We start from the raw sequence: 19,896 nt of genomic DNA, 5'->3' as shown, positions 1-19,896 counted from the left end.
TTATTTGTAGTAATCTCTGGTAATGGTTGGGGCATATTGCCACATTGCATTGGTGCATTTTGCCCTGATGCATCGGTGCAATCTGCACTTATGCATTGGTGCATTTTGCACCTTTCCATTGGTGCATTTTGCACTAATGCATTGGGCATGGCTTTTTCTAAGGCTTTTAATTCTTCTTTTTGTTTTTTATCTTCAATCTCAGCATAAAGTTCTTCTAATTTCTCAGTATTTATGGTGTACCATTTTGTCTTATCCCTCGGATCTTTATTATAGTTTCCTACAAGTAGAAATCCTGCTTTTTCAAGCTTTGAAAAAGTCCTTTTTACAGTATCAAGACTCATATAGTCAAAGTCATTTTCCTGCCATGCCCTTATGGAGTTATATGTCCAGTATCTTCCGTCATAGTAGTTGTTGCCGGATTTCTTATTGATTTCTATCCAGTAGTTGATTTGTTGCAAGATAAGAGCTTCGTTTAATCCTATTTCTCTTGCCAATGTCTTATTTGCAATGATAGGCTGTTCATCAAATAAATACATACTCATCTAAAAGCTCTCCTTTCCATATTTTTTCGCATAGAAAAAGACGATAGTTTTTTCTATCGCCTTTGGTAACAGTTTTATATTTTTTTATATTGATTTTATCGCTTCATTGATTCCCTGTATAAAAGCTATTATTGCCGCTCCAATCATCGGTATTCCGTAAGGGCTTAGCAGAAATCCGATGATGAGTGCTTCTATTGCTGCTTTTGTATTGTGCAGCATAAAGAACGAACCTATTGCCGTAAACACACACATTAGCATCAGCAAATATAGGATTGCTGTGCCTATGCTAAGCAGAAATGTCAGAAAGGCAGTGAGGATACTTAAAGTCAAGCTGATTGGAAACAAAATTATTTTTATTATCCATCTTATCATTTATTCGTCCTCACTTTCAAAAACATTCTTTGTATCTCCACACACCATATCAATGCAAACATTCACATCTATATAATTTTTTAGGAGTTTTTTTCTCCCACCTTCGCCATCTTCTACAAACACATAATGTTTATAAAACTGCTTAAAATGCAGGATTTTCACGATTTCACTCTTTGTATCAACGCTATGGTCTCCACATGCAGCGTCTCCGGAAACATATCACACAGACAGACTTTCTCCACCCTATATCCTGCTGCCTCAAACTCAGGTATGTCTCTAACGAGACTTGTCGGCTTGCAGGCTATATATACTATACCATCAACTCCATAGCCTATAACCCTTTTTAATGCCTTAGGAGAAACTCCATCTCTTGGTGGATCAAGAATTATAAAGTCAGGACTTTCACCAACTTCATCCAACACCTTAAACACATCGCCTGCCAAAAACTCCGTATTGGTAAGACCGTTTAACTTAGCATTTTCATTTGCTGCCTTTACTGCCTCTTCCACTATTTCTATACCTATTACCTTCCTAGCTACAGGTGAAATTATCTGCCCTATAGTTCCCGTTCCGCTGTAAAGGTCGTAGACTACATTCCCCTCATTATTGCCCACATATTCCCTTACCTTACTGTAAAGTACCTCTGCTCCAAGAGAATTAGTTTGAAAAAATGAAAAAGTAGTAATTTTAAATTTAAGCCCAAGTAATTCCTCATTTATATAATCTCTTCCAAAAAGAATGTGCTGTTTTTCAGCCTTTACATCATCTGAAACTCCATTATTTATAAGGTGAATAATACCTACTATATTTCCATCTAAGCAGACCTCTCTTAATTTCCTTGCCATTTCAGCTAAAATATCTTTTTCCAACTGACTCTGTTCTCTATTTTTATCATAAAACGCATTTGATGAAACCAAAAATTCCTTAAGGCTGTCCATTTCCATTGCACTTTTCTCTGATTTAGTAATAAAGTCTGATGATGTTTCAAGGGCTATCAGAATTTCTCCTGTTTTAGATGCTCTTCTTACAAGCAGATGTCTAAGATAGCCTCTATGCATGGCTTTATTGTAAAATGAAATTTCCGCCTTATTAAAATGTTCAAATACACATCTTAATATCTTATTAAAATCATCATTTACTATCTTGCAGTCATCAGTGTATAAAATATCGTGAAAATGTCCCCTTTTATGCAGACCAAGTGACATCGGTCCACCCTTATAGCTATCACCGAAAGCATATTCCATCTTATTTCTTGTTTCCCACTCCGTAGGACTTCCAAGTATTTCTTCATATTCATATTCAGTGGTTATTACTCTATCAAGCATCTTTTTCACTTGAAAACTCTTTAACTTAAGTTGTTCCTCATAAGGTATGGTGTGATAAGAACAGCCTCCACAAAGTCCATAATTTTTGCAAGCAGGTTCTCTAGTTTCTTTATAAGATTTTTCTAGTACTTCCTCTATACAGGATTCGTACCTATCATTTCTTCTTTTTTGAACCCTAAATCTTACCTTCTGCCCTTCTATGCCACCCTTAAGTACAACCTTTCTCTCATCATCTTCAAGTATTATTATCCCCTTATCCGGAAAGTCCACATAACTTACTATTCCCTCTGCTATTTCACCTTTTTTCAATTTTATGCTCCTCATTCTTTCTATAATATCTTATTATATCAAATTTTAAATAAAAACCAAACTCTAATATTTACTCTTTACTTTATTTTTGTAAAGTGATAAAATTATATAAAAATATTTTGGAGATTAAAAATGAATAACAAATTAAAAACTCCTGCAATGGACTATTTTTTTGATGCTGTACTAAGCCTTGAGAGCAGGGAAGAATGTTACAATTTTTTTGAGGATATCTGCACTATAAACGAACTTTTTACAATATCTCAAAGACTTATGGTTGCCAAGATGTTAACCGAGGGCAAAACTTATATAGATATCGCTGAGGCAACAGGAGCATCCACTGCTACAATAAGTAGGGTGAACCGCTCCCTTACTTATGGAAATGACGGATATAACATGATTATGAAAAGACTTCATTCTTAAATCTATTAGACTAAATATCATTATTCGCTTACAAAACAAATAGATAAGTATATTAAAAATTAAGTTTACGAGGTGTTAAATGGAAATTAGAAAACTTGACAAATCAGATAGTCAAAAACTTGAGGATTTAATAAAGAATGTTGAAGACAATTTGGAAGATGAAACTTTTTGGCTACCAATAACAGATAAGTCAAGAGAACATTTTTTTGAAGAAAGCTGGACTTACTTTTTAGGTGCTTTTGATGGAGATGAATTAATCGGAGCAGCAGGATTATTTTTCAATGAGCATGAATTCGGAGAGAGCTGTAAGGCTTTAGGTATTAAAAATGATAATATTGCACAGTACGGAAGAGCAATGATTCGCTCAGACTATAGAAATAAGGGAATTATGAAACAAATACTTGGAAATTTGTTAGAACATGCTAAAAAAATAGGAATCAATAAAATTGTAGCTACGGTACATCCTAAAAATATTCCTAGCCAAAAAGTTTTAACCAATTTCAAATTTGACAATAAACTTAAAGTAGTTAAAAACAACCGATACGAAAGATATATTTTTTTATTAGAACTTTTGGAGGCATAAAATAATGTTCAAAAAAATCACAGGAAAATTCACAATTATACTGATTACTTTAATGGTTATTGCAATTACTGCATATTTTAGCATTACTAATGAAAAATTAAAAGACACTATAATTACTCTCATCTCCTTATCAGCTGCTGTTGCTGTATTTGTTCAGATTAAACAAGGAACGGATATAGCTAAAGCTGATTTTGTAATGGGCTTGCAAGAAACTTTTTCTAACTCAAAAGGATTTTCAAAATTGTTTATAACTTGTTGGAATGAATATGCAGATAGTGGATTTGCTTATGGTAATGTATCTAATAATCAATATGATACTAATTCAAATTCAGTAAAAACTTTTCTTGATAATGATGATGGAAAAGAAGTATTGATAAATTATTTAACTTTCTTCGAAAGTATATACCTTATGAAAGAAATGGGAAATTTGGATTTTAAAATATTAGACGAATTATTTGGCAGAAGATTCTTTATTGTTATCACTAATAAAACAGTGCAAGAAGAAGAATTATGTACAAATATACTTTACCACGATAATGTAAAAAAATTATATGAAGATTGGGTAAATTATAGGGAGAAATTAATCACTCAAAATAAGGCTGTAAATGATTGTAAGGATACTGATATTATTAGAAGTACAAAATTTCTCGCATTTCATAAACACTCATCAAACCAAACTTTGGCTGATTATAACTATCAAAAGAATAAATTTAGTTAAAAGAGAATTTGTTATTTTTTAATCCCCACATCAAAAAAGTGGCTACAATCTTACTTATAAACCGTAGCCACTTTTTATCATGATGTAAAATCATAAGGTGTATTCTGATAAATATAATAATTTATCCAGTTCGTGTAAAGAGTATTGGCATGTGCCCTCCATGAAAGAACAGGCCTATTCTCAGGATTATTTTCAGGATAATAATTCTTTGGAATTTCTATAGGCAATCCCTTGTCCATATCTCTTTTATATTCAGCACCTAAAGTGATTCTGTCATACTCAGGATGCCCCATCACAAATATTTTACTTCCATCCTTTGTCATAAAAAGAAATACCCCTGCAGCCTCAGATTCTGCAAGTATAATTAAATCTTCATTGTTTGCAATATCTTCTCTCTTTATACCTGTATGTCTTGAGTGAGGTGCATAAAAATAATCATCAAATCCCCTTACTAATGGTTCTTTTTTGTTGTAGACTCTGTGAGGATAGATTCCAAAAAGTTTTTCATCAAACTGATACTTATCAACTCCATAATAGTAGTACATTCCTGCCATAGCAGCCCAGCACAGGTGTAAGGTAGATGTTACATGGGATTTAGCCCAATCCATAATCTGACAGAGTTCTTTCCAGTATGCCACTTCTTCATATTTTAAAGTTTCAACAGGTGCACCTGTAATTATAAGCCCGTCATATTTTTTATGCTCTATTTCTGAAAATGTTAGATAAAATTCGTCTAAATGATTGGTTTGGGTATTTTTTCCTACATAACTTTCAGTAGTTAAAAATGTAATATTTACCTGAAGTGGTGTATTGGACAATGCTCGCATAAGCTGTACTTCTGTATCTTCTTTAAGTGGCATCAAATTTAATACAAGTATTTCCAAAGGACGAATATCCTGAGTCATCGCCCTGTTTTCATCCATGATAAAAATATTTTCATCTTCCAAAATTTTTTTTGCAGGAAAATTATTTTTTACCTTAATTGGCATTTCTACCTCCTATAAGTGCTAAAAATTCATCCTCATTTATTATCTTAACTCCAAGCTCCTTAGCTTTCTTATTCTTGCCTGAGTTAGAATTTACATCATTGTTGATTAGATAATTTGTCTTACCTGTAACTGAGCTTGTTACCTTGCCCCCTTTTTCTTCTATAAAATCCGAAAGTTCCCTACGGTTCTTAAACTTCTCCACATCACCTGTTATAACAAAGGTCTTGCCTGCTATTTCATTAGTCTCTGCACTGTTTACTTCAGCTTTTTCCTCCCTTTCAAGCTGTAACTCGGCAATCAAGTTTCCAAGCCTCTCTACATTTTCTGCCTTATTGAAATAATCAACAAAAACCTTTGCCATTATTTCTCCTATGCCGTCTATTTGAGTAAGTTCCTCAATTTTTGCCCTTATTATCTTATCTATGTCATTGTTAAAAAATCTGCAAATTAACTTAGCTGTTGCAAGTCCTATATTGGCTATACCTAAGCTGTAAATCAACCTTACCGCCGTAGTTTTCCTTGCTTTATCAATACTTTCTATGAGATTATTGTATGATTTTTCTCCAAAGCCCTCCATAGTCACTATCTTTTCTCTATATCTTGCAAGCTTAAATACATCGCTCAATTCATGAATCATGTTTTCTGATACAAATTTTTCTAAAGTCATTTCAGAAAGTCCTGCAATATTCATGGCATCTCTGCTTACGAAATGTGTAAGCAGTTTTATTTTCTTTGCCATACAATCAGGATTTGTACAATAAAGTGTCTGTATTCCCTCATCATCCCTAAGTTCCGTCTTTTCTCCACACACCGGACAGGTTTTAGGAATCTGTTCTGATGAACTTTGCGTAATATTTTCCAAAATCTGCGGAATTATCATATTCGCCTTGTAAACCTTTATTTTATCACCAACTCCCAGTTTAAGGCTGCGCATTATACTCACATTATGCACACTCGCCCTTGTGACAGTTGTTCCCTCAAGTTCTACCGCATCAAATATCGCTACCGGATTAATAAGCCCTGTCCTTGATGCCGACCACTCTATCTCACGCAGGGTTGTTTCAGCAGTTTCATCCCTCCATTTAAAGGCGAGAGAATGTCTTGGAAATTTGGCAGTATTACCAAGACTGTTGCCATAGGCTATATCATTAAACTGCAAAACCAATCCATCTGAAGGTAAATCCGAATTTTTAATTTTATCTGAATATTTTTTTACCTCTTCCGCAATATTTTCTTTACTAACCAAAGGATGCTCAACCACACTAAATCCAAGGCTTTCAAGATAGTTCAGTTCTTCTTCCCTTGTCTTAAATTTCTCTCCTCCCTCTAAGTCCTCATAAACTATAAAATTCACATTCCTTTTAGCGGTAATCTCCGTAGAAAGCTGTCTTACAGAACCACTGCAAAGATTTCTAGGATTCTTATATTTCTCAGCTACTTCAGTAATTTCATCATTTATACGGTTGAAATCTGAGTATTTAATTATTGCCTCACCTCTTACCATAAGTCTACCTTTATATGGAATCACAAGCGGAATGTTTTCAAAAAATCTTGCATTTTCAGTAACAACCTCTCCTATTTCTCCATTTCCACGAGTTAAAGCCTCAACAAGTTCTCCATTTTCATAAGTAAGGACTATGGTTAGTCCATCTAACTTCCACATAAGTATTCCCTCTTTATCACCTAAGAACGAAATAAGTTCCCCAACTTCCTTGGTTTTACTAAGTGAAAGTCTTGGTTCTTTATGTGCTTTCTTAGGCAGAGAACTTAGCACTTCATAGCCCACTTTTCTTGTAAGGCTACCTGCAAGCACTATTCCTGTTTCATTTTCAAGTACTTCAAGTTCATCATATAGCTTATCATATTCCACATTACTCATGATTTCAGTGCTTTCAGCATAATAAGCCTTAGCCGCCTTATCAAGTATATCTATAAGCTCTTTCATTCTCTGCTTTTTTTTGTTGATGTCCATATCTACCTCAATCCCTTAATAAGCTCTGCATACTCTTTATCCGTTACATTTCTATAAGCTCCCAACTTTAGGTTGCCAAGTTTTATATTCATTATCCTTATTCTTCTTAATTTCACTACCTTATAACCAAAGTATTCACACATTCTTCTAATCTGCCTGTTCAGTCCCTGAGTAAGAATTATATTAAAAGTTGTTTTTCCTGTACGCTTTAAGGTGCATTTCCTTGTTACAGTATCAAGAATAGGCACACCCTCCGACATTCCTTTCAGAAATACATCATCAAACGGTCTATTTACTTCTACTTCATATTCTTTTTCATGATTATTCCTTGCCTTCATTAACTTGTTAGACATATCTCCATCATTACTTAAAAGAATAAGACCTTCTGACTCTTTATCAAGTCTTCCCATTGGAAATATACGCTCAGGATAGCCTATGTATTCTATTATATTCGTATCTTTTGACTTAGGGTCTGCTGTTGTACATACTATTCCTCTCGGCTTATTAAAGGCTATAAGAATCTTCTTTGATGATGTTCTTACAATAATTTCATCAACCTGTACTTCATCACCCTCATTTACTACCGAACCTAAAAAGGCAAGGTTTCTATTGATTAATACCCTGCCCTCTTTTATTAGCTTGTCTGCTCCACGCCTTGAGCAGACACCAGCCTCGCTTAAATATTTATTTATTCTTACCATTTCCATAATCACCTATTTTCTTATCATCCTTTATAGGCTATATTCTAATTTTCTTTTTTTACTTTTTTCTTTTTCTTTTTTTTAGAAGAAGTGCTTTTATCTGATTTTTTATCTTTGTCATCCTTATCAGTATCTTTAATTTCAGATATATCTATATTTTCATCACTGCCTGCCTTCCTATTCTTAAGCCTGTCAAAGAACTGTGCAAGTTTTTTATCACTTTTTATTTCATGTGCAAATTTTGTATTCACATCTGAAAGCAGCGCTGCAACATCATCCCTCTTCGTATCTTCATCAATTATTTTTTGAATTTCATTCACTATCGGTGCTAAAACTATCTTAAGTTCTCCATTGACATCCGGTCTTATATAAAATCCATCTACACCTGAGGCTGCTGTATCTATCCCTTTTATCTTAGTTTCTGTCCTTGCGTAAGCCATCATCGCCTTGTCTTCAGGTCCATCTATGGTATAACAGTCCACAAGCTTTATACTTTCTACATTTTTCATCATCAGAGTTAATTCTTCAATGCCGGCATAAGTCACATTATCAACCAACATTGCTATCTTATCCTTATCTACAGCTACCTTTGCATTTAAGTATTCTGTCACAAGCTTATTTACTTCAGGATAAGCATTTTTCATCAATATGCTTATTCCTCTTGCATTATCTGCACTTCCTACATCAGTTCCCCCACCTGATACAATGCCTGATGAAGAAACTGCACTTCCATCACCTACTATACTTATAGATGCGTTGCCTTCTACTTTAACCGTACTTCCACCATTTTGTACTACTCCATTAGATGCCTTTGTGTCTAATGGACTTTTTGTAGAAAATATCAGCATTCCTAGAAACATAGCTGAACTACTCGCTGTTATTATCATTTTTTTATACTTAAAACGCATTACTAACCTCTCTTAAATCTAAACTTATAACTCTCGCTATTATACTATTTTTAAGTTTTTAATTCAAGGAAACAGGAAAATAAGAACAAATTTTTGTAGCTGTTAAGCCTTACAACTTTTCCAGTTTCTCCGCAATCAGTCCTTCTACATATTTTACTTCCACCTCAAGGTCTCTTGCTGAAAGCCTTGCTGCACCACTTCCAAAAATTATCATCTGCACCAGTGCATCAGAGGTTGCAACCCTTACCATCCCATCTTTTGTAAGTTCAAGGCTCGCCTTTGCTATATACTGATCTGCAGTTTCTGCCTCCCTAGTATATACAATACAAATATTTCCATGCTTTATTACATTTTCTTTGCCACCACGCACCTTATAAGCATCAAAAACCAGTATCAGCTTACAACCTTTATAGCCCTGATAATTAGCCAACCTTTCTATAAGTTTATCTCTCGCACTATCTATGTTAATATTTGCAAGTTCCTTCAATTCCTGCCATGCAAAAATGATGTTATATCCATCTACAAGAAGATAATCATTTTTTCCGATACTGCTACGAACCGAACCCCCTGTTGTATTTACTGAAACTGACTCAGTCTTACTTCTGCCCTTCCATCGGTTTCTAGCTGACTCCTCGGATTTTTTCTTATTTGAAGAAACGGCTGAATGTAAAATACCCTCTATCTCATCTGTTCCTAAAAATATCTCCCCTCTTTCACTTCCTACTTGGCTTTCAGACCTACTTGCATATCTTAAAAATATCTCTTCGTCTGTTTCTTCCTGCTTAACCTGACCAAAATAAGGAAGATGCATATAGTTTATTACCTCATTCCAAGGTACTACAAAGCCTGCCCCATGTGTACAAAATACAGAATCCGCAGTGTTTTCCAAATCTGCCTCAGGATAGTACTGCAATCTTTCTATCACCTCATCTGTATTATGGCAGATTTCATAATCTGTCGGAGTAAGTATAAGACTGCCTTCTCCCTTCGTGTAGGCTCTAAGTTCCAGTGCATAGTCTTTCACTTCTGAAACAGGCATTTTTCCCGTCAATATAGCCTTGCCCACTATATTTTCAGGAGAGCCGAAACTTCCGTTCATTTTTCCTATATCCGTCATAGCCTTGCCTATGGCTTCTTCAGGAACTTCCAGCTTAAATTCATACATAGGTTCAAGAAGTACAGACCTCGCCTGCATAAGTCCCTGTCTTACTGCCCTATAAGTTGCCTGCCTGAAGTCTCCTCCCTCAGTATGCTTTAGATGTGCCTTGCCGGCTACTAATATAATCTTCATATCTGTAATCGCCGAACCTGTAAGCACTCCCTTATATTCCTTTTCTTCTAAATGCCCAAGAATTAACTTTTGATAATTGATAGCCAGTTCATCTTCGCTCACCTCACTTGCAAAGCTAAGTCCGCTTCCCCTTTCAGTCGGTTCAAGCCTTAATTCCACTTCAGCATAGTGTCTTAGCGGTTCAAAATGCCCTACTCCATAAACTGTTTCTGCTATGGTTTCTTTATAAAGTATATTGCCATCTCCAAATTTTATATCTATATTGTATCTTTCTTTTATTATATGCTTAATAACTTCAGTCTGTACTTCGCCCATAAGAGAGATATTTATTTCCTTTGTATCCTCTGAATATTTTAACAAAAGTTCAGGTATTTCCTCCGAAAGTTCCCTAATTTTAGGTAAAAATACATGAACAGGCTCATTTTCGGGAAGTTCTATCTTGTAACTCATAACCTGCCTTAGTATACTTCCTACCCTAGTACCTGCCAGTTCTCCAAGCCCTTCCCCTGCTTTAGTCCCTTTAAGTCCTACCACTGCACAAACTTCTCCTGCCTCTATTCTATCCTTATTTTCAAATTTTTCTCCCGAATAAACCCTTATTCCTGTTACTTTTTCTTCCCCTATCATTTCTCTTACGGAAAGACTTCCCCCTGTAATCTTCATATAAGTAAGGCGATTACTGGCCACATCTCTTGCTATTTTAAAAACTCTGGCTGAAAAGTTTTCTCCATATTTAGGCGAAATATTAAGTTTTGCAAAACTCTCAAGCAATTCATCTACACCTTCATTTTTAAGAGCCGAACCAAAAAATACAGGAAAAAATTTACGATGCTGTATAAGGTTTTGTATTTCTGGTAAACCTATTTGTCCATTTTCCATATAGTTTTCAAGTACATTTTCATCACACAATGATACTTCTTCAAGAAAGTTTCCATAGTCTTTTGACCTATCATCCATATAACTTATTATATTAGAATCCAGCTTTTCTTTCAGTTCTTTTATTATCTTCTCTCTTGAAGTCCCTGGCTGATCCATTTTATTTACAAAAATAAATGTTGGCACTAAGTAATGTTTTAATAGTTTCCAAATGGCTAATACCTGAGACTGCACGCCTGCAGAGGCACTTACAACTAAAATAGCTGCATCAAGTACCGACAGAACCCTCTCCATCTCCACTGAAAAGTCCACATGTCCCGGAGTGTCTAAAAGTGTAAAATCTTTGTTAAAAGCAGAAAATTCTGCTTGCTTAGAGAAAATGGTAATCCCTCTCTCCCTCTCAAGTTCGTAATTATCTAAAAAAGCATCCTTTTTGTCAACTCGTCCTACTTTTTTTAACATTCCACTCGAAAAAAGAAGACTCTCAGAAAGAGTAGTCTTTCCTGCATCTACCTGTGCCAGTATTCCAAAAACTATATGTGCCATATTTTTTCCTCTAAAATCTTATTTTATTTAAATAAATCCTCTGAGAGATTTTTGGTGAGTAAAAATTTTAAAAAATATTACCTATTCCACAAAAAAGTCACAGAAGAACTTTCTGTGACCTTTACTTTATCAGTCCTTTTTAAATATCATAGAATCTTTTACGATATTTAGCAAGTAACTTTGAGTTATTTTTATTAATTTTATTAGAAACTACCACTACTGCCTCCATGCGTACTTCCTGAACTACTGGTATGTGTACTACTGCCTCCTGATGAACTTGAAGATTTTTCTATTTTAGTCTTTACTACATTCTTATATAAGAATAAATCCTGTGCATCTGTAACATTAAAACTGCCCTTCAACACATAGTTATCTGCCTGGTACTGTTCTGCCACAGTCTTTAGCTGTGAAGTAAGTCTTCCACAAATTATAGCTGCCAGTAAAAGTGCCGGTATCACAGCCCCTGCAATGATGAAGAATATATTTCTCTCCTTCGGAAGATTGTCTACATCATAAGGCTTGCCCTCCTTTGCCTTTTCGATATACTTATCGCAAAGTTCCGCATATGTTTCAAAACCTTTGTATGAATCTCCATCAGAAAGATATGGCATAATTTTATCTGTAATATACTTCTGACCTGCATCTGTAAATATAGTTATCGCCTTACCCTTTGTGGATATAGCCCAAACTCTTGAGCCATAATCCATCACCAAGACAAGACCATCTCCGTCCGAACCGAATCCAAATCCGTTATAGTCAAAATAATCATCTGCATAAGCTGTAATATCGCTTTTATCTGCTTGATTTTTCATTGTAAGTATAGCTACATCTATTTGCTGCCTATTACTTATCTCATCTAACTTCTTAAGAAGATTTGTCTCTTCCTCTTCTGTCAGAACATCTGCCTCATCCTGCAATCTTGGCAGTCTATCCTCTGCGTATACCTTAGTAAATACAGTATTGAAACTGCTTGTAAAAGAAAGCATAAGTATGAGAGACATCACCAAAAAATACAATTTTTTACCAATTTTATTTTTCTTCATTTTTCATTCCCTCCCCTCTATGCTACAAAGTATAAAATAAGAAAGAGAATTGTTGCTGTTACAACACTTATCCCCACAAATAACGCCGTTCTCAAGCTCTTATCTACTGGAAGATCACCTACAAATTTACCTGTCTGTCCATTCATAGCAAATATATAAGCCTTATCCCTCCACCTCGTTGTAAGTACCCATACCGGATAAAGAGCATATCTTGTTAATTTATTATCAATATTTATGGTTGACTGCTCCACACTCACTGAACTATAACCACGAACGGTATTTCTGAAAATTTCTGAAACGGATTGATTTATGCGTTTATTAACTATATCCTTCTGCTCATCAGCGTTTACATCATATTTATCTGCCAGAAAACCTGCAAGGTAAGCTGTTTGGAAATCTACTGCCTCCCTAAGATCATAAGGTTCAATAGACTGCATAAGTACATCATCCATCTTAGCTGAGGCATCTGCCGGTACTGCCTTAAACCCAAGTTTTCCGGCTCTTGTTACTGAATAATAGCTGGTTTCTGTATAGCTATAATTACTATCACTCCAAGTTCTCACAGACCTCGCATCATACCTTATTCTGCTGTCTGTGTCAGCATCATAAAGCCAGAAAGGTACATAAAGTCCTTTTATTTCTTCTATATGATTCTCAGACTTAAATACCTTAGGGAGCAAAAACTTTCCTTTTAAATATTCTGAGAATTTCAGCTTTGCCTGTTTCTTATCAAATTTAAACGGTATTACAAGGTCAGGGCGAAGTCCCTTTTCCCATTTTCCACTCATTACTACAGGGTTATCACAGTATGGGCAGGAGGTAGCCCCCATGGTATCGTCTCCAACTATTTCCCCACCACAGGACTTACATACATAAACATTCAATCCATCCTGTTCACCATCTGCCCATTTTCCTTTAGGTGCAGACCAGTTTATCTCTCCGTCACCATCTTCTTTAAGTATATTATCATAATCTTTCAAAGTGTCCATATCAAACTCTGTATCACAGAATGGACACTTCATTCTCTGGGATGAGGTATCAAAGTTTATTGCACCACCACAGTTAGGACACTTATAATCCATTAAAACCATAAAATCCCCCTTGCTCATAAAATTTTTATTCTTTAGTCTTAATATATAGCGACTATTAAAATAAGTTTTATGGTCGTTTGCATCCACATTTTACACAGAAATTACCGGCATTTTTATTGCCACAGTTTGGACAGAACCACTGCATCTCTCCACCTGTCGGTGCTACAGGCTGCCCTTGCATAGGCTGACCGTTTATTTGCTGTCCATACTGTCCACCACCCTGCATAGCACCCATCTGGTAAAGATTATTTGCATTCATGCCACCTGCCTGACTCGCCATATTCATCCCCATAAAGCCCATCATAGCTCCACCTGAGTTGCCTGCTGCAGTCCTCATTGCATCTGCCTGAGCCTGTGCAAGATTTGCTGCTGCCATAGTAGGATTTCTAAAAGCTCCGGTCATCTGAAGATTCTTTATGAGTGCAGCATCTTCATCCGAAAGAGTAATAGGATTAAGTGCTACTGAAATTATATCAAGTCCTCTAAGTTCTTTCCATTTCTTAGAAAGCACCTCATCCATCAAGTCTGCAAGTTCCATCGCATGAGCCGGAAGTCCACTAGGTCTTATTCCCTGCTCGCTAAGCTTACCAAAAGCAGGCTGAAGTGCAGAAATAAACTCTGTCTTAAGCTGTGCATCTATCTCATCTCTTGTAAATTCATCCATAATATTTCCACATACATTTTGATAGAAAAGGATTGGATTCTGTATTTTATAGGAATAAACACCTGAACAGCGTACCGATACATCTACATCCAGTCCGACATTCATATCAAGCACTCTGAATGGAATTGGATTAGGTGTACCGAATTTATTGTCTGTAAGTTCTTTTGTATTAAAATAATAAACTCTCTGATCCTTGCCGGCCTCTCCACCATAGCTGAATCTTGAGAGCATATCCTTAAATACTGCTCCAACACTCTCTCCAAGATTTCCTGAGAATACTGTTGGAGATTCTCCTGAGTCAAATGTGTATTCACCCGGCTCAGCACAAATTTCACTTACCTTGCCATTATTTACTATAATAAGACACTGTCCGTCTGCAACAGCAATTCCTGAACCATCAGTAATTACATTATCATTGCCATGCTTATTGGAGGATTTTCCACCTATTCTCTTTGTTCCTTTTCTTACCAATACATCAGCCGGAAGAGATTCACAATAAAAATACTCTTTCCACTGATCCCCAAGTGTACCTCCCACTGCTCCTGTTATTGCTCTAATAAGTCCCATAACCTTTCCTCCCTTTCCTATTAAATTGTTTGTGGCACTTTCTTAATTATACCATACTCTTACCTAAATAGCTTTAAACATTTAATAAATCATTGAAAGATTCTACCATTGTAGGATGTGTATAAATCTGATCTCTTAAACTTTCATAACTAATTCCCTCATTCATCGCCAGCGTGAATAAGTTTATTATCTCATGTGCCTCTACTCCAAACAAGTTTGCACCAAGTATCTTCCCTGTCTTTTCATCTATCAGCACCTTAAACAACCCTGCCTGATTACCGAGAATTTTAGCCTTTGGAATAGCCATTACAGGTAACTTAGCTAATTTATAAGATATTCCGGCTGCCTTAGCTTCCATCTCATTCATTCCTACCTTTGCCAGTGAAGGTATTACAAATACATTGAACGGTATATGCTTTCTCTCATTAAGATTATATTTTCCATCATTAAACAATACACTCTTTATAATCCTAAAATCATCAAGTGAAAGATAGGTAAACTGAAGCCCCCCATGTACATCCCCCAGTGCATATATATTAGCTACATTTGTCTCAAGCCTGTCATTAACCTTTATTTCTCCTCTTTCACCTAAGGCTACTCCTGCTTTCTCTAACTTAAGTTCAGCTGTATCAGGTCGTCTGCCGGTAGCTACAAGTACGGCTGAGAACTTTCTAACCTCTTCTTTACCTTCCTCATTTTCAAAATAAATATTTACTCCGTCAGCATCTTCTACAAATTTTTTTACTTTCACACCTAATCTAAATTCTGCACCCTGTGTCTCAAGTTCAGCCTTTACAAGCCCTGCTATATCTTCATCATCTCTTGGAAGAAACTTATTATTATCCCCAAACACTGTGACTTTACTTCCAAAAAGTGAGTATGTGCTTGTAAATTCAAGACCTATGTAACCACTTCCTACTATTGCTAAACTTTCAGGAAATATTTCCAAATCCATAATAGTTTCACTTGTGTGAATGCGTTCAGATAAATTAAGCCCCTCAATCTTAGGAACAACCGGAACAAGCCCTGTATTTATAAATATTCTTTCTGCCTGAATTTCTACAATTCCTGTGGCAGTTTCAACTTCCACTGTATTGCTGTTTATAAAAGATGCAGTTCCGTCAACTATTTTTACATTTGGTACTCCTGCCACTTTATCGTAGTTTGCTTTATTCAGCTTGGCAATAAGTTCTTTCTTAGCAATAACGGTTTCTTTATAATAAGTTTCATTATCCGAATTTGATATTTTTCTAAGCGTAGCCTTATTTGATAAGAATTTGGACGGAATACAGCCCACATTAATACAAGTTCCTCCATACATATTTTTATCTTTTTCAATTAAAATTACACTCTCTCCCTTGTTTCCTAAAAAGCCTGCAAGAGTCTTTCCTGCCTTACCAAAGCCAATAATTAAATTTTTAACCGTCTCCATTGGTCTATCCCCTTTTCTTCTTAAACATTGTGTTACCTCTTAGTAACTCATATACAATTTTACCACTTTTAATGTATTTGGGGTAGTATTTTTTGAAAATTTTTGAATATAACCGACTTCTTATATCAAATTTGCAAACGCCGATACTCCCACCAAAGTCAGTATTCCGCTCACTATCATAGCAAGGCTGCTGACACTTCCTTCTACCTCGCCCATTTCCATAGCCTTTGCTGTACCTATGGCGTGAGACGCACTGCCTAGGGCTATTCCCCTTGCGATTGGCTCATATATTTTGAAAATCTTAAATACTGTGATTGCAATTATATTTCCAAGTATTCCCGTTATAATTATAACAGCAACCGTAATCGCCACTATTCCTCCAAACTCCTCTGCAACTCCCATTCCAATTACCGTAGTAATGGACTTTGGAAGCAGAGTAATGTATTCTTTATGCGAAAGGTTAAATAATAATGCAAGTAAGAATATACATACCATATTTGCTAAGATACCGGAAATGATACCTGTAATAATAGCAACTGCATTTTTTTTCAAAGTAATCAAATTCTTATACAAAGGTACAGCAAGACTGACTGTGGCAGGGGTAAGCAGATAACTTAAATACTGTGCGCTCTTATTATAATCTGCATAATTTATATGAAATGTCAAAATACCTGCGATTACAAATACTATTGATATAAGTAAAGGATTTATAATCGCAAAATTGAATCTTTTTCTTAAAAGTAAGCCAATTTCATAGCCTATGATACTTACAACTATACCAAAAGTAGTGCTGTTTTGTATTAATCCATTCATTATTTCTTCTTCCTTCCCAGTAATCTCTGTGTAATCCTTCCTGATATTACCATTACTACTATTGTAGAAGCAGGCGTAATTACAAGTACAGGCAATAGCATTTCTTTCAGTTCATTTACCGAAGTAAGAAGTCCTACGCCTGCCGGTATAAACATGACAGGCATTATTTCTATTAAAAAGATTGCTGTATCTTCTACTGCTCCAAGCTTAACTATCTTTGTAAAAAGACATAGCATCATTATGCAAAGCCCGTATACACTTGCAGGAATAGGAAGATCTATAAAGTATTTTACAGATTCAGCTATACAGGTTACAAGCATTATAATACCAAACTGTCTAAAATATTTCATCTCTTATCTACCTCTTTTCTCTACCCATTCTTTTTCTCTGTCTAACATCCTCTTTATATACTCCCCTGTATAGGAGTTTTTATTCTTTGCTACCTCCTCAGGTGTTCCCTCTGCAATCACCATACCACCTCTTGCTCCTCCTTCAGGCCCTATGTCTATGATATAATCTGCTGTCTTTATAACATCTAGATTATGCTCGATTACAATTACTGTATTGCCACCTTCAGATAATTTACGCAAAATATTAATAAGCTTATGCACATCAGCGAAATGAAGTCCGGTAGTAGGTTCATCCAACACATATATAGTCTTTCCGGTACTTCTTTTACTAAGTTCTGTTGCCAGCTTAATTCTCTGTGCCTCTCCTCCTGAAAGTTCAGTAGAGGGCTGACCCAAACGTATATAACCAAGTCCAACCTCACTAAGAGTTTCAATCTTCCTCCTAATGGTAGGTATATGCTCAAAAAAGGCAAGCGATTCATCTACTGTCATATTTAATACATCATAAATTGATTTACCCTTGTATCTCACCTCTAGAGTTTCACGGTTATAACGTTTACCCTCACAAACCTCACAAGGCACATATACATCAGGAAGGAAGTTCATTTCTATCTTAACTATACCGTCACCTGAGCAAGCCTCACAGCGCCCCCCCTTTACATTAAAACTAAATCTTCCCTTACTGTACCCCTTTGCCTTTGCATCCTGAGTAGCGGCAAACAAGTCTCTTATAAGGTCAAAAACCCCCGTATAAGTAGCCGGATTTGACCTAGGAGTCCTACCGATAGGCGACTGATCTATATCTATAATCTTATCGAGATTTTCTGCTCCGATTATTTCATCGTGCTTTCCTGATATTGTCCTTGCTTTATTTAATTTTTTTGCAAGCGATTTGTAAAGAATCTCATTTACAAGACTACTCTTTCCTGAACCTGAAACTCCTGTAACTACTGTCATTATTCCAAGTGGAAATTTAACATCTATATTTTTAAGATTATTCTCCCTTGCCCCCTTAACCTCAAGAAAACCGGATGGTTTTCTGCGTTCACTAGGAACCGGTACTTGTAGTCTGCCCGAAAGATATGCTCCTGTTAAAGATTCCTTACACTTCATTATATCCTTAGCCGTACCACTGGCAATAATTTCTCCACCATGCTCTCCGGCTCCGGGACCTATGTCTACTATAAAATCTGCAGCGAGCATAGTATCTTCATCATGTTCAACTACAATAAGTGTATTTCCTATATCTCTTAAGTTTTTAAGTGATACAAGCAACTTGTCATTATCTCTCTGGTGTAGCCCTATACTTGGCTCATCTAAAATATATGCCACACCTACAAGCCCTGAACCAATCTGAGTTGCAAGTCTTATTCGCTGTGCCTCTCCTCCCGAAAGAGTTCCTGTTGCCCTTGACAAAGTCAAATAATCAAGTCCCACATCATTTAAAAAAGACAAGCGAGCTGTTATCTCTCTAAGTATCATATCTCCTATTTTCTGCTGAGTTTTAGTCAAATTTACATTTTCAAAATAATTCTTTACTTCCAATATAGAAAGTTCCGTAACTTCAGATATGTTTTTATCTCCAACCGTTACTGCAAGTGCAGTAGGCTTGAGACGCTTGCCACCACAAGCTTTACAAGGAGTTGTCCTCATAAAACTCTCGTATTCCTGCTTGCCGGATTCTGAGAAAGTTTCCCTATATCGCCTCTCAACATTCTTAATGAGTCCCTCAAAAGGCACTTCATACACACCTTCTCCTCGCTGCCCTTTATAGTGTACCTTTACAATCTTACCGTTTGTCCCATATAACAAGACATCTTTAGCTTCTTTAGACAACTGTTCAAAAGGAGTATTAAGATCAAAGTTATATGCCTTAGCAAGTGCTTCAAGAGTTGAGTTGGTAAAACTTCCTTTCTTATTAGAAGACTGCCAACCCATAACTACTATACAGCCTTCTGAAAGACTGAGACTTTTATCAGGTATCATTAACTCAGGGTCAAATTCCATCTTATAGCCTAGTCCATAACACTCAGGGCAGGCTCCGAAAGGATTATTAAAAGAAAATGTTCTTGGCTCAAGTTCTTCAAGACTTATATTACAATCAGGGCAAGAAAAACTGGAAGAAAAACTGAGTCGCTCTTTTCCATTTACTTCAACCAAAAGAAGTCCTTCTGAAAGTTTCATTATCTGCTCAATTGAGTCGGACATACGCCTCTCAATCCCTGCCTTAATTACAAGTCGATCAACTACTATTTCTATATTATGTTTCTTTGTCTTTTCAAGTTTAATTTCATCTGAAAGCTGATAAATCTCACCATCTACCATTACTCTTACAAAACCTGCCTTTTTAGCACTTTCAAATACCTTTACATGCTCACCTTTCC

General features: G+C 35.8%; 18 protein-coding genes and 1 pseudogene. 3 read left to right on the top strand and 16 right to left on the bottom strand.

Annotated features, from left to right (window positions below; all coding sequences use genetic code 11):
- From ACTTG8_RS07480 to ACTTG8_RS07465, 4 genes and pseudogenes are all read right to left on the bottom strand, one after another.
- Positions 1–542 (bottom strand): annotated as a pseudogene (locus tag ACTTG8_RS07480) (DUF6017 domain-containing protein); the annotation flags it as partial.
- 84 nt (positions 543–626) lie between these two features.
- Entirely contained in the window at positions 627–914 is a 288-nt protein-coding gene (locus tag ACTTG8_RS07475; RefSeq protein ID WP_442561503.1) for a CD1845 family protein, read from the bottom strand.
- Positions 915–1,076, bottom strand: a complete 162-nt coding sequence (locus tag ACTTG8_RS07470) for a hypothetical protein (RefSeq protein WP_442561502.1) — start codon at positions 1,074–1,076, stop codon at positions 915–917.
- Positions 1,073–2,548: a class I SAM-dependent RNA methyltransferase gene (locus ACTTG8_RS07465; RefSeq protein ID WP_442561501.1), complete on the bottom strand. Its 1,476-nt coding sequence runs from the start codon at positions 2,546–2,548 to the stop codon at positions 1,073–1,075. Before ACTTG8_RS07465 ends, ACTTG8_RS07470 begins: the two co-directional genes overlap by 4 nt.
- 132 nt (positions 2,549–2,680) lie before the next feature.
- On the opposite strand from ACTTG8_RS07465, the gene ACTTG8_RS07460 reads away from it, so the two are divergent.
- The 3 genes from ACTTG8_RS07460 (at position 2,681) to ACTTG8_RS07450 (ending at position 4,269) form a co-directional block, all read left to right on the top strand.
- Entirely contained in the window at positions 2,681–2,968 is a 288-nt protein-coding gene (locus tag ACTTG8_RS07460) for a YerC/YecD family TrpR-related protein (RefSeq protein WP_442561500.1), read from the top strand.
- Between the two features lie 79 nt (positions 2,969–3,047).
- Complete coding sequence (locus ACTTG8_RS07455; protein WP_442561499.1) at positions 3,048–3,551, top strand: GNAT family N-acetyltransferase; 504 nt, start codon at positions 3,048–3,050, stop codon at positions 3,549–3,551.
- A 4-nt stretch (positions 3,552–3,555) separates the two neighbouring features.
- Positions 3,556–4,269 carry a hypothetical protein gene (locus ACTTG8_RS07450; RefSeq protein ID WP_442561498.1) on the top strand — a complete coding sequence of 238 codons (714 nt, stop codon included), beginning with the start codon at positions 3,556–3,558 and terminating at the stop codon, positions 4,267–4,269.
- 77 nt (positions 4,270–4,346) lie between these two features.
- On the opposite strand, the gene metA is transcribed toward ACTTG8_RS07450, so the two are convergent.
- The 12 genes from metA to uvrA all read right to left on the bottom strand — a co-directional run.
- The gene (gene metA / locus ACTTG8_RS07445) at positions 4,347–5,258 is read right to left on the bottom strand and encodes a homoserine O-acetyltransferase MetA (RefSeq protein WP_442561497.1); all 912 of its coding nucleotides are present in this window, start codon (positions 5,256–5,258) and stop codon (positions 4,347–4,349) included.
- Positions 5,248–7,230, bottom strand: coding sequence for an NAD-dependent DNA ligase LigA (gene ligA / locus ACTTG8_RS07440; protein WP_442561496.1), 1,983 nt, complete (start codon positions 7,228–7,230; stop codon positions 5,248–5,250). The genes metA and ligA overlap by 11 nt, the downstream gene beginning before the upstream one ends.
- A 2-nt stretch (positions 7,231–7,232) precedes the next feature.
- Complete coding sequence (locus ACTTG8_RS07435) at positions 7,233–7,931, bottom strand: pseudouridine synthase (RefSeq protein ID WP_442561495.1); 699 nt, start codon at positions 7,929–7,931, stop codon at positions 7,233–7,235.
- 44 nt (positions 7,932–7,975) lie between these two features.
- Positions 7,976–8,839, bottom strand: coding sequence for a hypothetical protein (locus ACTTG8_RS07430; protein WP_442561494.1), 864 nt, complete (start codon positions 8,837–8,839; stop codon positions 7,976–7,978).
- A gap of 109 nt (positions 8,840–8,948) precedes the next feature.
- Positions 8,949–11,552: an NYN domain-containing protein gene (locus ACTTG8_RS07425; protein WP_442561493.1), complete on the bottom strand. Its 2,604-nt coding sequence runs from the start codon at positions 11,550–11,552 to the stop codon at positions 8,949–8,951.
- 203 nt (positions 11,553–11,755) lie between these two features.
- Positions 11,756–12,595, bottom strand: coding sequence for a TPM domain-containing protein (locus ACTTG8_RS07420; RefSeq protein WP_442561492.1), 840 nt, complete (start codon positions 12,593–12,595; stop codon positions 11,756–11,758).
- 17 nt (positions 12,596–12,612) lie between these two features.
- Positions 12,613–13,686 carry a hypothetical protein gene (locus ACTTG8_RS07415; protein WP_442561491.1) on the bottom strand — a complete coding sequence of 358 codons (1,074 nt, stop codon included), beginning with the start codon at positions 13,684–13,686 and terminating at the stop codon, positions 12,613–12,615.
- Positions 13,687–13,753: 67 nt separating this feature from the next.
- Entirely contained in the window at positions 13,754–14,917 is a 1,164-nt protein-coding gene (locus tag ACTTG8_RS07410; protein WP_442561490.1) for an SPFH domain-containing protein, read from the bottom strand.
- Positions 14,918–14,990: 73 nt separating this feature from the next.
- On the bottom strand, positions 14,991–16,349 hold the full coding sequence (locus tag ACTTG8_RS07405) for an FAD-dependent oxidoreductase (protein WP_442561489.1): 1,359 nt from the start codon (positions 16,347–16,349) through the stop codon (positions 14,991–14,993).
- 120 nt (positions 16,350–16,469) lie between these two features.
- Positions 16,470–17,162: an LrgB family protein gene (locus ACTTG8_RS07400; RefSeq protein WP_442561488.1), complete on the bottom strand. Its 693-nt coding sequence runs from the start codon at positions 17,160–17,162 to the stop codon at positions 16,470–16,472.
- The gene (locus ACTTG8_RS07395; RefSeq protein ID WP_442561487.1) at positions 17,162–17,512 is read right to left on the bottom strand and encodes a CidA/LrgA family protein; all 351 of its coding nucleotides are present in this window, start codon (positions 17,510–17,512) and stop codon (positions 17,162–17,164) included. Before ACTTG8_RS07395 ends, ACTTG8_RS07400 begins: the two co-directional genes overlap by 1 nt.
- A gap of 3 nt (positions 17,513–17,515) precedes the next feature.
- A partial coding sequence (gene uvrA, locus ACTTG8_RS07390; protein WP_442561486.1) for an excinuclease ABC subunit UvrA occupies positions 17,516–19,896 on the bottom strand: 2,381 nt, incomplete at its 5' end.

This window comes from Catonella sp. (assembly GCF_052173895.1).
Lineage (GTDB): Bacteria > Bacillota > Clostridia > Lachnospirales > Lachnospiraceae > Catonella.
The sequence above is the reverse complement of the archived record's forward strand: the minus strand, read 5'-3'. Positions and strand labels throughout refer to the sequence as shown.